This is a genomic window from uncultured Streptococcus sp. (genome assembly GCF_902463925.1).
Lineage (GTDB): Bacteria > Bacillota > Bacilli > Lactobacillales > Streptococcaceae > Streptococcus.
This window is the reverse complement of record NZ_CABQHE010000009.1, coordinates 1-15,193: the sequence shown is the minus strand read 5'-3', so window position 1 is coordinate 15,193 and position 15,193 is coordinate 1. Positions and strand designations below refer to the sequence as shown.

Here is a 15,193-nt window from a genome sequence, read left to right as displayed (position 1 = left end):
ATGTAAGCTCATAAATTAAAATGAAAGCTAAGACGATGGTTTTGTTTCCGAAGATTCTGCTATACTAGTAGCATGATTATTACCACATCTTTACGTGAAAATGAGGCCTTGATTGCGCGTGCACAAGAATTAGCTCACGAGCTAGGAGTTGACTACCAGCCTCGCCGCAAGTTATCTTTGGCAAAATGTTTAGAGCGATTTGGAGCTTTTTATCTTCTATATAAAGATAGATTGTCTTTTGTTAATGAGGATGGTAGTGAGTTGTCCTTTCATCCAGATACGGCGGTCCTTCGCATTAAGGCTCCACATGATGCTTTAATTAGTCTTTTGGGGCGGTCTCCCAAGTCTATTCTTGATACGACCATGGGGCTGGCTTCAGATAGTCTAGTGATGACAGCAGTGGGAAATAGGGTAACCGCCCTTGAGAGTCAAGAAGTGATTTTTCAGGTGGTTTCTCGTGGTCTGGCCACGTATCAAACGGATGATAAACAGCTTGAAAAAGCGATGCGGTCTATTAAGGCTATTAAGAGCGATAGCTTATCCTTTTTGAAATCCCAGGCTGATCACTCTTTTGATATCATTTATGCTGATCCTATGTTTTCAGAGACTATCAAGGAATCGGAAAATCTACAAGCTATCAAACCTCTAGCTAACGGCAGTCGTCTGACAGAAGAATGGCTAAATGAGGCTAAGCGTGTCGCACGAGAAAAAATTATCATCAAGGCACATTTTCGTGACCCTATTTTTGAGGAACTGGGGTTTGAACGTCAGGTTCGTCCCAATCAAAAGTTGCACTATGGCTTTATGGATTTAAAAGTCGGTCATTGACAATGAAAGTTAAAAGCATTATAATTGTTTTATCTGTGTAGTACAAATAGAAAAGAGAGATTTATGCGAAAGAAAATCAGTCCAAAGTTATTTAAAAATAAAAAAAGAGTTTGGATCATTGGAGGCATAGGGATTCTTGTCCTATTGGTTCTGATTTTTAACCTTTTTGGAGGAGGTGGCCAAGGGAACAAGGCTACTGAAGGTCCTACAGTAAGCAAGGTCATCAAGGGACAGCTGGCTTCCTCGACCCTCCTAACGGGTATGGTCAAGGCTCAGTCAGAGCAGTATGTTTATTTTGATAATACCATTGGACGCAATGCCACTGTGACAGTCTCTGTGGGTGAGGAAGTTAGCGTTGGGCAGCAACTGGTCCAATACGACAGTACCTCAGCCCAAGCAGCTTATGATACGGCTAGCCGTGCCTATAATAAGGCAGTTCGTGACCGAAATTATTTCCAACAGTATGGGACGGCTCCTGCGGCTTCGGCACAAACAAGTAGTGATTCGGATGAGGATGATTCGATGACTACCGTTAGCCCTCAACAGCGTCAGCAAACCGAGGCAAGTAATTACCAAACCTTGCAAGATTATAATGATGCTGTTTCTAACGCAGCATCAGAGCTAGAAAAGGCACAAGACGTCCTCAACCAAACGGTCATTGTTTCGGATGTTAATGGAACAGTCGTAGAGGTTGCGGACTCTGTGGACCCTGCTTCAAAAGAGAGCCAAACCCTAGTTCATGTGACAAGTGAAGGCCAATTTGAGATTCAAGGGACCTTAACGGAGTATGACATTCCAAATATTTCAGTAGGTCAAAAGGTCAAGATTACTTCCAAAGTATACCCAGATCAAACTTGGACAGGGAAAGTCAGCTACGTTTCCAATTATCCTAAGCAAAATGCCAGTCAGTCAGCGGGTACATCTGGCAACTCAGGTCAGTCAGGTTCTCAGTATGAATACAAGGTTCAATTGACTAGCCCTGTCGGTAAGCTCAAGCAAGGTTTTAATGTATCTCTTGAAGTGACCAAAGATGATGATGCCCTGTTGGTTCCAGCAACTGCTGTGACCAAGAAAGGGTCTGACAACTACGTCTGGGTTTACGATGACGAGAGTCAAAAAATCAAGCAGGTCAAGGTCAAACTTGGCAATGCAGATGCTAAGCACCAAGAAATTGCCTCAGGACTTAAAGAAGGTCAAAAGGTTATTACTAAGGCTGAAAAATCCTTTAAGGATGGCGAGACCCTGAAGGATGTGTCAGATGTTGATAGTAAGAAATCAAAAGATAGCAGTGGAGAAGAGGTGAAGTCTAGTGACTAAGCCAGCTCTTATGGTTTTAAAGGGCATTACCAAGTCTTTCAAAAATGGTCAAGAGTCCTTGCAGGTCCTTAAGGGAATTGACTTATCAGTTGAAGAAGGTGACTTCGTGGCAATCATGGGCCCTTCTGGATCAGGGAAATCAACCCTTATGAATATTATCGGACTTCTTGATCAACCAACTACAGGTTCCTATCAACTCGAGGGCGATGATGTGGCTGATCTCTCTGAAAATCGTTTGGCCAAGGTAAGAAATGACCAGATTGGCTTTATCTTTCAACAGTTTTTTCTCTTGCCAAAGTTAAGTGCCCAAAAGAACGTAGAGCTTCCCTTGATTTATGCAGGAAAATCTCCACGTGAACGTAAGCAAAGGGCAGAGCAATTCTTGAAAAAAGTCGGCTTGTCAGACCGTAGCCATCACCTACCGTCAGAGCTGTCTGGTGGACAGAAGCAGAGGGTGGCTATTGCGCGTGCACTGTCTAATGATCCGGCAATCATTTTGGCGGATGAACCTACGGGTGCGCTTGATACCAAGACAGGAACCCAGATTATGGATCTCTTAACCCAGCTAAACCGTGAAGGAAAGACCATTGTCATGGTTACCCATGAACCTGAGATTGCGGATTATGCCCGGCGTAAGATTGTCATCCGTGATGGGGAAATCACCCAAGACACAACGGACAGCGTTCGGATAGACTAGGAGGTAAGAATGGAAAATTGGAAATTTGCTCTTAGTTCTATTCGTTCTCACAAGATGAGGTCCTTCCTGACCATGTTGGGGATTATCATTGGTGTTGCTGCGGTAGTACTTATCATGGGTCTAGGAAATGGGATGCGTCAGAGTGTTACCGATAGTGTGACAGGTGATAAGGATACTGTTCAAGTCTACTATGAAGCCAAGGGTGAGGAGTTAGATCCTGCCTATGCGGACCTGTCACATCCGACCAAACCGGTTAAAGAAGTTTGGTTGGAACAAGTGGCTAGGCAGACGCCTGGTATTGATAGTTATTTTGTGACTAACAGCCTAACGTCCTCTATCTCCCTCCAAAAAAAGACCGTGAAGAATGTTAATATCACAGGTGCCAGCCAGGGCTACTTTAAAGCTAAAAAATTAGAGATGTTGACAGGACGTTTCTTGCAAGACAATGATTATAAAAACTTTTCACGAGTTATTGTCATTGATCAGATGGTGGCTAAAAAACTCTTTAAGACGAATGAGGATGCCCTTAACCAAGTGGTTACTATTGGGAACAATGATTATCGTGTGATTGGTGTTTATAAGAATAAAGACACAGCAATCGGTGCCTATGGTGAAATTGGAACAGCACTTGTGGCTAATACCCAGTTAGCGGCTGAAAATAACACTGACGCTATTGGTCAGATTTTTTTTCATGTGACCGATGTGAAAAATAGTAGCAGTGTCGCTAAGGATGCCGCTAAACGCTTGACCCAGTTGTCCCAAGTTGATAATGGAGAGTACAAGGCGGCAGATATGAGTTCAGCCTTAGATCAGGTCAACACAATCTTTGGAACCATTACCACTGTTGTCGGTGCTATTGCTGGGATTTCATTATTAGTTGGTGGAATTGGTGTTATGAATATCATGCTGGTTTCGGTAACTGAGCGGACACGAGAGATTGGTCTTCGTAAAGCTTTAGGTGCCACACGTCGTAAAATCTTGACCCAGTTTCTGATTGAGTCCATGGTTTTGACCATCCTGGGAGGTTTGATTGGGCTAGGCTTTGCGGCCCTAGTCGTTGGACCAATTGGGAGTGCAATGAATCTTAAAGCTACGGTCTCTCTTAGCGTAGCCATGGGAAGTATAGCCTTTTCAGCAGCTGTAGGAATTATCTTTGGCCTCCTACCGGCTAATAAAGCTTCGAAACTCGATCCTATCGAAGCACTTAGATATGATTAGACATCACCTCTTGAAATCTTTGGATTTTGAGAGGTTTTATGGTCTTCAAAAAAATAAAAAAAATGCATTTTTTTCTTGACGTCTGATTTAGGTCATGATATTATAAATAAGGTTTGAAAAAACTGACCTAAGACAGTTGGGGAGTTAAACTCATAAACATCCAACCGAGGCACAAAACGTAACTATTTTTTGGTAACGTATTGTACTTTCGTGTCTAGGTTTAGGTACGATTTTTTTGTGCCTAGCCCAAAAATAAAAACGGAGGTAAAACTACTAATGAGTGAAGCTATTATTGCTAAGAAAGCTGAACAGGTTGCGATTGTCGCTGAGAAAATGAAAGCTGCAGCATCTATCGTTGTTGTTGACTCTCGTGGACTTACAGTTGACCAAGATACAGTTCTTCGTCGTAATCTTCGTGAATCAGGCGTTGAATTTAAAGTTATCAAAAACTCAATCTTGACTCGTGCAGCTGAAGAAGCAGGTCTTGAAGACCTTAAAGGACTCTTCGTTGGTCCATCTGCAGTAGCATTCTCAAACGAAGATGTTATCGCACCAGCGAAAGTTATTAGCGAATTTGCTAAAGACGCAGAAGCTCTTGAAATCAAAGGTGGTGTTGTTGACGGCGCGTTCACTTCAGTCGAAGAAATCAACGCTCTTGCATCACTTCCAAACAAAGAAGGTATGCTTTCTATGCTCCTTTCTGTACTTCAAGCGCCAGTGCGCAACGTTGCATACGCTGTCAAAGCGGTTGCAGAAAGCAAAGAAGACGGTGCTGCGTAAGCCCATCTTCACAACTCGTAGCCTAAGCTACGTTTAAAAAATTATATTAAAAAACACATTTGGAGGAAATCACAATGGCATTGAACATTGAAAACATTATTGCTGAAATTAAAGAAGCTTCAATCCTTGAATTGAACGACCTTGTAAAAGCTATCGAAGAAGAGTTTGGCGTAACTGCTGCTGCTCCTGTAGCTGCTGCTGCAGCTGGTGCTGCTGACGCTGGTGCTGCTAAAGATTCATTCGACGTTGAATTGACATCTGCAGGCGACAAAAAAGTTGGCGTTATCAAAGTTGTACGTGAAATCACAGGCGAAGGTCTTAAAGAAGCTAAAGCTATCGTTGACGGTGCACCATCAGTTCTTAAAGAAGGTGTTGCTGCAGCTGAAGCTGAAGAAATCAAAGCTAAACTTGAAGAAGCTGGAGCTTCAGTTACTCTTAAATAATAAGGTAACGACTCAAGTCGCTTAATAAAGGAACCAGGGCATTAGCTCTGGTTTTTTATTGCCATAAACGATTATGAGAAACTGTTTGAATTAATGGGGTTCCCTACCTAAAAACTGCCAAATTTATTTTTGGCAGTTTTTTGTTTTTCTATTTTAGACTGATTTTGTTTATCGTATCCTCTACTATGAGATTAAAATATGAACGATTTTTCGATTTATTATTTTTTACTTGAAACAATTAAAGCATGTAAGAATAGACTGTCGCCTAGATCATAATTTATATCTGATCCTCACCTTTTTTAATATATTGGAGTTTGCTTGCTATTCTTAGGTAGAAAAATTTAGGAATTTCCTTTTTCTTTGCGGACGCCTATTCATCCTGGTAGAGAGGAGGCAATGAAGACTCAAATGCTTACTAAGAGAATATTCTCCCCCAAAAAAGATTAAGCCACTAACTCTGATGAGGCTTTGAACAAGGTCTTATATGATATCAATCACCGACCACGAAAATGTCTAGCTTACAGAACTGCTTGTGAAGCTCTAATGGATGAGTTCGAGTAAATGTTGCACTGATTCTTGCAATTTGTCATTTCAAAAATTAATAAAAATTTGCAGTTTCAAATTATATTATTTGATTAGGATGTAGTAATTTGTTAAAATAATAGTGCATGTGAAAGAATAAAAACTGAGAATTATCTTCCGTACTATTTTTGATAATATTTGGAAGTTTTTTTATTTGAGGTATTTCTGAGAACATGAAAATAAATAAAAGGAGGTTGTTTGACCCAATGAAAGGCAAGCAACAACAAGATTTTAGAGTAGAAAAATACATCCGTTACGGTATCCGTAAATATAGTTTTGGAGCGGCATCGGTAGCTATTGCGGCTGGTTTGATGTTCCTTGGAAATGGAGCAGTATCTGCTTCAGAAACGTCAGTTAATGGGAATACTGCAGATTCATCAGTAGTATCTTCTAATCCAGAAATTGATGGGACTTCGACGAAAGCAGAAACTTCAGTAACTGAAAAAGAAGTAAAGGCAGAGGAGCCTAAAAAGGAAGATACTTCAGCTCAAAAAGAAGCGGAAGTTAATAAAGTAGCAGAAGAAAAAACGCTAACAGAAGCTCCTAAAGCAAATACTGAAAAAGCTGTTGAAAAGGTTGCTGCCAATAAAACAGCACTCTATGAAGCAATTTCAAGTTTAGAGAACCGTATCGCTGTAGCTAAGAATGCAGATGCAAGTGCTCTTTCTGCTGCTAAGGAAGCTTTAGCAACCGCAAAATCGGTTTTTGCGAATCCAACAGATGGACAATCAGAAGTTGATAGTCAAGCAGAAGCACTTAAGGCTTTAGTGACAGTTCTTGTAGAATCAAACGCTGCTGAAACTGCAAAGAAAGAAGAAGCGACTAATCAAAATCAAGACAATCCTACAGTAGACACCAAGGTCTTGAACCAAATTTTATCTGAAGCAGAAGTTACCAACCAATTAGCTTATTCAGAGATGAATAAAAAGGATCTTTCTGCTGAAAGCAAAGATGCTATCGAGGCAGCGATTGCTAAGAACAAAGTTGTCCTTGCGGAAACAACCAAATTGTTGGCTGATAAGAGCTTGGCACAAGAACAAGTGGATGCTCAGTTGAATCGTTTGAACGAGTCAATTCAGGCAGTCTATGATGAATTGAAACGAAACGGTATCGGCCGAGATGGGAAATTCGCTGTAGCTCTTTCAGCTAATGAAGGATATACTGCAGCATCTACAGACTTAAGAAAAGAAAATGGAGAATTTCTTGGTTCTACAGGTAAATCTTACAAAGTACTAGATGGTAACGCCAACTATAAAATTTATGTTCATGGATATCAATCTGAGAATACTGATGTGCCTGCGGTAGGTAATGGACAATCAGGGACAAGTGGACGTACAGATATTCCTTTATCAAAAACAGAAGCTCAAAAACTTGGACGAGAAGCTGCTCTATGGAATGGAAAAATTCGTGCTACAGGAAAAGTTAATGGAAAAACAACTTGGGGATCTAGCGGAGCGTACGAGTATCTAGCTACAGAAATCTACGGATATACTTATGAACAAGGAAATCACTATGTATATCTTACAGATGTAAAAAAACGTTTTAGTTTATCACCAGAAGCAACAGCTGCAGGATATACAATCACAAACGTCGCATTAAGCAACTTAGTTCCAGGATTAGCCTATAATGAAGCTACAGATACTGTAGAAGGATATGTATCATCTAGTCTTCAAAATGGTGTATATGACATGCGTTATATTGTAACTGTAGAGAAAGGTGGAGCTACTCAGCAGGTTACTTTTAGAGATTTAACGGCTGGATGGATAGGATGGCAAGATACATCCGCACCACTTATTCAAGGGTCATCAAAATTAGTAACAATAGGCGACCAAGTTAGTCATGATATTAAATATGTTGATAACGATGGAATGAGTCGTGATGAAAGAGCTGGCTATGTATACAGAAGTAATGGAGAAAAAGTTGTTGCCGGTTCAAAAACTGCTCCTGGAAATGTGGCTGGAGCAACTTTCACTGCAGTCGATGGATCTAAAGTAAATACCGAGAACGGACCACAAACAGTCACAGCGCATACAGCTTTAAATGGTACATATACAGGAAGTCAAACTTCAATAAATGATGTCGTACCAGGATTAAATTATGATCCTAAGACAGGATTGATTACAGGAACAGCAAGTGAAGCTGGAATTTTCACATCAGCTGCTTATGCGAAAGACTATAACAATACAACCAATGCGAAAAATCAGGATTGGAACATGTATGGTCAAGAAGCACACGAAAATATTACAATCGCTGTAGCACCTAAGATTACTGTTAAGAATGTTGAAGCATATGCAACAAATGTGCCTGTAACAATTTCAAATGGAGCTAACAAAGCAGAAATTACAATGCCAGATGGAACAGTTACAAAACTTGTAGTTAAAGATGGAAACTGGACAGTAGCAGCTGGTACTACAAATACGGCTGTACAAGAAGGTACGGTATTAGGGGCAGCATCTACAACAGCACCTTCGACATTCACATTACCAGTAACGTCTGATGCTACGCAATACGTGGGTGTAGATAGTATCGCGGCTAAAGCAACAACTGACAAGGTAAAAGCGAATATTCAACGTGAATTTGCTATGGTAAATGATGCAGCAGGAAACACATACAAAGCGATGTTTAACCGTGCGACAGGTAAATATTCATTACCTAATGAAAAAGCTTATGAGTTAAAAGATAACGGTAATGGTACATCAACTCTTATTGAACGTCGTGTTTACACAGATGCGCAAGCAAATGGTGATGTTAAGTTTGTTGTTTATGAATTTGAACGTACATGGAATGCAACATCTTCAGCGTCAACATTAGTAGATAAGATTGCTGAAATTCGTAAAAATGGTGAGGTAACAGCAGTAGGTAATGTTACACGTACAGAAACTCTAGTTAAAAAAGATAACACATCTTCAGAACAAGGAATGGTAGTTACAGTAAGTTACGACTCAGTAACAAACCAATGGACATCTTCTGACGGTACAGCGGTAACAGCTAAAGAATCAAATGCAGGTTGGGAAGTCGAAACAGCATCTGGATTTAAAGGATATGTTTCATACCGTGAAGCAAGTTCAACAGATGTAGCATCTATTCAGAATGCTAAACCAACAGGAACTTCAACAAGTTATTCAGAAGCAAAAGGTACATCAGTAGACTTAATTAAATCTACTAAAGCAAATGTAGCATTCGCAGATACAATCGATGATAAATCAGATGATGCACAATCAGAAACAATTAAAACAAAAGTAACAGTAACAGCTCCAGACGGAAGCCAAAAAGTATTCGATGCGGCAAAAGCAGAAGAAGCAGCGTACATCACAGCTCAACGTACAGCGGCAGCTAAAACTCAAGCGGCAGCAACAGCTGTAAAAGAACAACAAGATGCACAAAACGAACTAGCTCGTCTTCAAGAACTATTAGATCGTTCAACAAGAACTGTAGAAGACGCGCAGAAAGCATTAGATGACTTGAAATTACGTACAATTTCGCCAACAGCTCAAGAATTAGCAGAAAGAAAACTTGCTAATGTAAAAGAGTTCAAAGCATCTATTGAGGCGCAATTAGCAACAGCTCAAGCAAATCTTTCAACAAAAAATACTGAAGTAGAGTCAACACGTACAGCTGCTTTAGAAGCTGAAAAAGCGGTAGAAACAGCTCGTGAAGCGTTGAAAACAGCTGCAGCAGCAAACCTAGCAAACCCAGAAATCGCAGCTTACACATTAGGACAATATGGAAGCTATAAAGTTACAGTAGGAGCAGTTGACTCAAACGGTGTTGTAACTACTCCAACTGTAGGAGGAACAGATTCAGGTGAAGTAACTGATGATGCAGTAGCAGAAACAACTTACTACATCGTTGTACCTAAACCAGAAATCTCAGGTGGCGCACAAGATACTCCACAAAGTGATACTATGGAAAAAGGATTCAAAACTGGTCTTCCTGAAAGTTCTACAGTATCTGACTACAAACTAGTAGATCCAGCAACAGGAGAGAAAAAATCTTCTGTAACTACAGATGAAGGAACTTACACAGTAGATCCTACAACAGGAAAAGTAACTTTCACACCAGCTCAAGGATATATCGGAACTGCTAAACCAATTTCGGTAGCAGCAAATGTAACTATTCCAGGAGAAGATGGTACCCCTGTAACAGTAGAAGCATCAACTACTTACACACCAACAGTATACGGTGTTAAAGGTAATGATGACACTACTAAAGATGTTCAAGGAGCAGTCCAAACTTCTAAACCAGGAAGTGAAAGATTCTCTAAACTAAATACTCCAGAAAACACACCAGACGGTACAAATGTTGATTTAACTACAGCTAAGTACTCACTAGAAGGTGCTGACAATGAAGGAAAAGTTGTTGTACCAAACGAAGGAACTTACACAATCGATCCAACAACAGGAGTCGTAACATTTACGCCACTTCCAACATTCACAGGAACAGCTCAAGGTGTAGATGTAAAAGTAACAGCGAATGCAACTGACAAAGAAGGGAATACTGTAGAAGTATCTGCTAAAGGAAAATACACTCCAGTAGTAGAACCAGCAACTCCAACTGCAGAAGCGGCAACATCAACAGATGTACAAGGTGCAACTCAAGAGCACCCTGTAACATTTAACGATTCGAAAACAACAATCGATGGTGTTGAGAAAAAAGTACCAATCGATCCAACAACATACACATTATTAGATGAAAATGGCAACCCAGCTACAGAAGTACCAGCTAAAGACGCTACAGGAAAAGTAGTAGGTACTTACACTGTTAAAAATGTAGATGGAAAAGCAGTTGCGGTATTTACTCCAACTGATAAAACATATGTAGGTAAAGTAGAACCAGTAACTGTTCAAGCGAAAGATAAAAACGGAACACCTGTAACAACTACTTATACACCGAACATTACACCGGTAAAACCAACAGGAACTCCGGCAACTTCTGAAGGAATCCAAGGTTCACCTCAAGAAGGAACTCCAACATTTACGCAAGGACACCCAGTTGCTCCAATTAAAATTGATGCAACTCAACCTGCTAAATTAGTAGATCCAGAAACAGGTAAACCAACAGATGAACCAACAATTCCAGCTAAAGATGCAACAGGAAAACAAGTTGGTACATACACGATTGATCCAACATCAGGAAAAGTAACATTCACACCGAATAAAGACTTCGTAGGTACTCCAGTGCCAGCAACAGTAGAAGTTAAAGATGCGAATGGAACTCCTGCAACAGCGACTTACACACCAACTGTTAAACCAGTAACTCCAATTGGTAAAGTTGCATTCACAGAAGATATTCAAGGTGCAACTCAAAGTGGAAAACCAGCCTTCGAAGGTGGTAAAACAACAGTCAACGGTAAAGAAGAAACTGTACCGATGGATGATACAGTACCAGCAACATTCGAAGATGGTAATACAACTAAGACAATTAAAGGAGAAGGTACGTATACAGTAGCTCCAGATGGCACAGTAACATTCGTACCAGAGAAAACATTCTCAGGTAAAGGTACGACTTTAACAGTTATCCGTAAAGATAAAAACGGAACACCAGCTCGTGGAGAATACACTGCAGTCGTTCACCCAGTAACACCTACAGGATGGGATGTCATCTCTGCAGATATCCAAGGTCAAGAACAACATGGTAAACCTAAGTTCAAAGGTGGAACAGTCGAAATCGGTGGAGAAGAAAAAACAGTTGAAATCGATGAAAATGTTGCTCCAGTAGTACTTGATCCAACAACAAAACAACCAGTAGCAGTAGGAACTCCAATTAAAGTTGACGGAGAAGGGGAATATACTCTTCAACCAGACGGAACAGTGAAATTCGTTCCTGAGAAAACATTTGTTGGGGAAGCTAAAGGGGTAATCGTTCAACGTGTTGATAAACTTGGACAACCAGCTATTGGTAAATACCGTCCAATCGTTATCGGAGCTAAACCAAAAGCACAACCAGCTACATCACAAGATGTTCAAGGTCAAGTTCAAAAACAACCTGTTACATTCATCGATAGTGTGGTAGATAAAACGACTGTACCTGATATCGATCACCCAGATATAAAAGTAGCAGAACAAAAAACTGTACCGATTGATCCAGCAACGTATACATTATTAGATGAAAATGGACAACCAGCTACGAAAGTTCCTGCCAAAGATCCAGAAGGAAATGTCATCGGGGAATACACTCTCGAAGTAGTTAACGGTAAGGCTGTCGGAGTCTTAACTCCAAATGCAACTTACCATGGAGAAGTTCAACCAGTTCGTGTTCAGGCAGCAGATACAAATGGTATTACAGTAGAAACGACTTATACACCATATATTACACCGGTAACACCAACAGCGACTCCAGCAACTTCAGAAGGAATCCAAGGTAAATCACAAGAAGGTACACCTACATTCAAAGAAGGTGATAAAAAAGTACCTATCAACACTGAAAAAGCGCCAAAACTAGTAGATCCATCAACAGGTAAACCAACAGAAGAAAAATCTGTAACAGTACCAGGTGAAGGAACTTACGAAATTGATGAAAATGGAAAAGTAACCTTTACCCCAGAACCAAACTTCACTGGTGAAGCTAAAGGAATTGAAGTTCAACGTGAAGATAAAAATGGTACTCCAGTAAATGGTAAATATACACCATTTGTTAAACCAGTAACACCAAAAGGTGACGATAAAGTTACTGAAGATGTTCAAGGAGCAACGCAAAAAGCAACTCCAACATTCACAGGTGGTAAAACAACTGTTAATGGTAAAGAAGAAACAGTCGAAATTGATACTACAAAACCAGCTAAATTGGTAGATCCAGCAACAGGACAACCAACAGATGAAACAACTGTGAAAGTACCAAACGAAGGAACATACACAATTGATCCGAAAACTGGAGAAGTAACATTCACCCCAGAACCAAACTTCACAGGTAAAACTTCTGGAATTAAAGTTCAACGTGTTGATAAGAATGGAACACCAGCAACAGCGACTTATACACCAACTGTAGTTCCAGTAACGCCAACTGGAGAAGAAAAAACGACTGTAGGTATCCAAGGAGCTGTTCAAAAAGCAACTCCAAACTTTACACCTGGTAAAACAACCGTCAATGGAGAAGAAAAAACAGTCGAAATTGATACTACAAAACCAGCTAAATTCGTTGATCCATCAACTGGACAACCAACGGATGAAACTACAATTAAAGTACCAAACGAAGGAACATATACAATTGATCCGAAAACTGGAGAAGTAACATTCACCCCAGAACCAAACTTCACAGGTAAAACTTCTGGAATTAAAGTTCAACGTGTTGATAAGAATGGAACACCAGCAACAGCGACTTATACACCAACTGTAGTTCCAGTAACGCCAACTGGAGAAGAAAAAACGACTGTAGGTATCCAAGGAGCTGTTCAAAAAGCAACTCCAAACTTTACACCTGGTAAAACAACCGTCAATGGAGAAGAAAAAACAGTCGAAATTGATACTACAAAACCAGCTAAATTCGTTGATCCATCAACTGGACAACCAACGGATGAAACTACAATTAAAGTACCAAACGAAGGAACATATACAATTGATCCGAAAACTGGAGAAGTAACATTCACCCCAGAACCAAACTTCACAGGACGCGGAACGGGTGTATCTATCCAACGTGTTGACAAAAACGGTACTCCAGCTGAGTCAACATATACACCAACAGTTGTAGGAGTAACACCAACAGGTAAAGAAGCTAAATCTAAAGATCTTCAAGGTGAAACTCAAACAGGAAAACCAACCTTCACAGGTGGTAAGACAACTGTAAATGGTAAAGAAGAAACAGTAGAAATCGACAACGATAAACCAGCAACATTCGAAGATGGTTCAACTACCAAAGTAGTACCAAACGAAGGTACTTACACAGTAGCACCAGATGGAACTGTAACATTCGTACCAGAACCAAACTTCACAGGTGTAGCAACAGGTGTAACAGTTCAACGTGTTGACAAAAACGGAACACCGGTAACAGCGAAATACACACCAACAGTAATTCCAGTATCACCATCTGGAGAAGATGTCACATCAGTTGGTCCTAAGAACACAGCTCAAGAAGGAACACCAGTCTTCAAAGGTGGATCAGAAACTGTTAATGGTAAGAAGAAAACAGTAGAAATCGATAACGATGTACCAGCGACATTCGAAGACGGTTCAACTACAAAAGCTGTACCGGGCGAAGGAACTTACACTGTTGATAAAGATGGAAAAGTAATCTTCACTCCAGAAAAAGACTTCGTAGGTGTAACGAAAGGTGTAACTGTTAAACGTGTTGATAAAAATGGCACACCGGTAACAGCGAAATACACACCAACAGTTCTAGGAGCAACATCAACTAAAGATGTGGTATCTGAAGGACCAAAAGGTAAACCACAATCAAATACTCCAGTATTCGAAGGAGACATCGACAAAGATGTACCGCCAACATTCGAAGATGGTTCAACTACAAAAGTGGTACCAGGTCAAGGAACATACACTATTGATCCAAATGGAAAAGTAACCTTCACTCCAGAACCAGAATTCGTAGGAACAGCATCTGGTGTAACAGTTGTTAGAAAAGATAAAAACGGTAAAACTATTTTTGCATCTTATACACCAACAGTTCGTCCAGAAACTATCTTTAGAGATAAAGAAGGCAAAGAAATTCCAGGTTATCCAAGTGAAGACGGAACAACTCCTAAGAAAGATATCCCAGGATACCGCTTCGTAGAAACTGTAACGGATAACGATGGAAATACAAAACATGTCTACGAAAAAGTTAAGACATACTTCAAAGATAAAGACGGCAACGAAATTCCAAACTATCCAACAGAAGATGGCGAACAACCTAAGAAAGATATCCCAGGACACCGCTTCGTAGAGACTAAGAAACTTCCAAACGGCGATATAGAACACGTTTATGAGAAAGTTAAGACAAGTTATAAGGATAAAGACGGAAATGAAATTCCAAACTATCCAACAGAAGATGGTGAACAACCTAAGAAAGATATCCCAGGATACCGCTTCGTAGAGACTAAGAAACTTCCAAATGGCGACATCGAGCACGTATATGAGAAAGTTAAGACAAGTTATAAGGATAAAGACGGAAATGAAATTCCAAACTATCCAACAGAAGATGGTGAACAACCGAAGAAAGATATTCCAGGTTACCGCTTCGTAGAGACTAAGAAACTTCCAAACGGCGATATAGAACATGTTTATGAGAAAGTTTCAACACCAGCTCCAAGATCGGTTGAACCAAGTCAACCAGCAACACCAAAATATGTTGAAGGTCAAAAAGAGTTGCCAAATACAGGTACAGAAGACAATGCTAGCCTAGC

At 40.2% G+C, this 15,193-nt stretch carries 7 protein-coding genes, 1 pseudogene and 1 other annotated feature; all 8 genes and pseudogenes read left to right on the top strand.

The window, feature by feature from the left end:
- Positions 1–72: 72 nt before the first annotated feature.
- Complete coding sequence (locus RDY04_RS07230) at positions 73–828, top strand: class I SAM-dependent methyltransferase (RefSeq protein WP_303951251.1); 756 nt, start codon at positions 73–75, stop codon at positions 826–828.
- Positions 829–891: 63 nt separating this feature from the next.
- Positions 892–2,145 carry an efflux RND transporter periplasmic adaptor subunit gene (locus RDY04_RS07225; RefSeq protein WP_303951249.1) on the top strand — a complete coding sequence of 418 codons (1,254 nt, stop codon included), beginning with the start codon at positions 892–894 and terminating at the stop codon, positions 2,143–2,145.
- A 10-nt stretch (positions 2,146–2,155) separates the two neighbouring features.
- Positions 2,156–2,842 carry an ABC transporter ATP-binding protein gene (locus RDY04_RS07220; protein WP_374110371.1) on the top strand — a complete coding sequence of 229 codons (687 nt, stop codon included), beginning with the start codon at positions 2,156–2,158 and terminating at the stop codon, positions 2,840–2,842.
- Between the two features lie 9 nt (positions 2,843–2,851).
- On the top strand, positions 2,852–4,060 hold the full coding sequence (locus RDY04_RS07215) for an ABC transporter permease (protein WP_303951246.1): 1,209 nt from the start codon (positions 2,852–2,854) through the stop codon (positions 4,058–4,060).
- Between the two features lie 108 nt (positions 4,061–4,168).
- Positions 4,169–4,305, top strand: a sequence feature (ribosomal protein L10 leader region).
- A 31-nt stretch (positions 4,306–4,336) separates the two neighbouring features.
- Positions 4,337–4,840, top strand: a complete 504-nt coding sequence (gene rplJ / locus RDY04_RS07210) for a 50S ribosomal protein L10 (protein WP_004183007.1) — start codon at positions 4,337–4,339, stop codon at positions 4,838–4,840.
- 74 nt (positions 4,841–4,914) lie between these two features.
- Complete coding sequence (gene rplL / locus RDY04_RS07205; protein WP_002886110.1) at positions 4,915–5,283, top strand: 50S ribosomal protein L7/L12; 369 nt, start codon at positions 4,915–4,917, stop codon at positions 5,281–5,283.
- Between the two features lie 335 nt (positions 5,284–5,618).
- Positions 5,619–5,844, top strand: a pseudogene (locus RDY04_RS07200) (IS30 family transposase); the annotation flags it as partial.
- Positions 5,845–6,071: 227 nt separating this feature from the next.
- Positions 6,072–15,193, top strand: a 9,122-nt coding sequence (locus RDY04_RS07195; RefSeq protein WP_308000858.1) for a YSIRK-type signal peptide-containing protein, incomplete at its 3' end; no start/stop codon positions are given.

What these genes read in the sequence shown, in the direction of transcription:
- RDY04_RS07215 (WP_303951246.1), top strand. Translation starts at nt 2,852, where the DNA reads ATGGAAAATTGGAAATTTGCTCTTAGTTCTATTCGTTCTCACAAGATG.
- RDY04_RS07225 (WP_303951249.1), top strand. Translation starts at nt 892, where the DNA reads ATGCGAAAGAAAATCAGTCCAAAGTTATTTAAAAATAAAAAAAGAGTT.
- RDY04_RS07230 (WP_303951251.1), top strand. Translation starts at nt 73, where the DNA reads ATGATTATTACCACATCTTTACGTGAAAATGAGGCCTTGATTGCGCGT.
- RDY04_RS07220 (WP_374110371.1), top strand. Translation starts at nt 2,156, where the DNA reads ATGGTTTTAAAGGGCATTACCAAGTCTTTCAAAAATGGTCAAGAGTCC.
- rplL (WP_002886110.1), top strand. Translation starts at nt 4,915, where the DNA reads ATGGCATTGAACATTGAAAACATTATTGCTGAAATTAAAGAAGCTTCA.
- rplJ (WP_004183007.1), top strand. Translation starts at nt 4,337, where the DNA reads ATGAGTGAAGCTATTATTGCTAAGAAAGCTGAACAGGTTGCGATTGTC.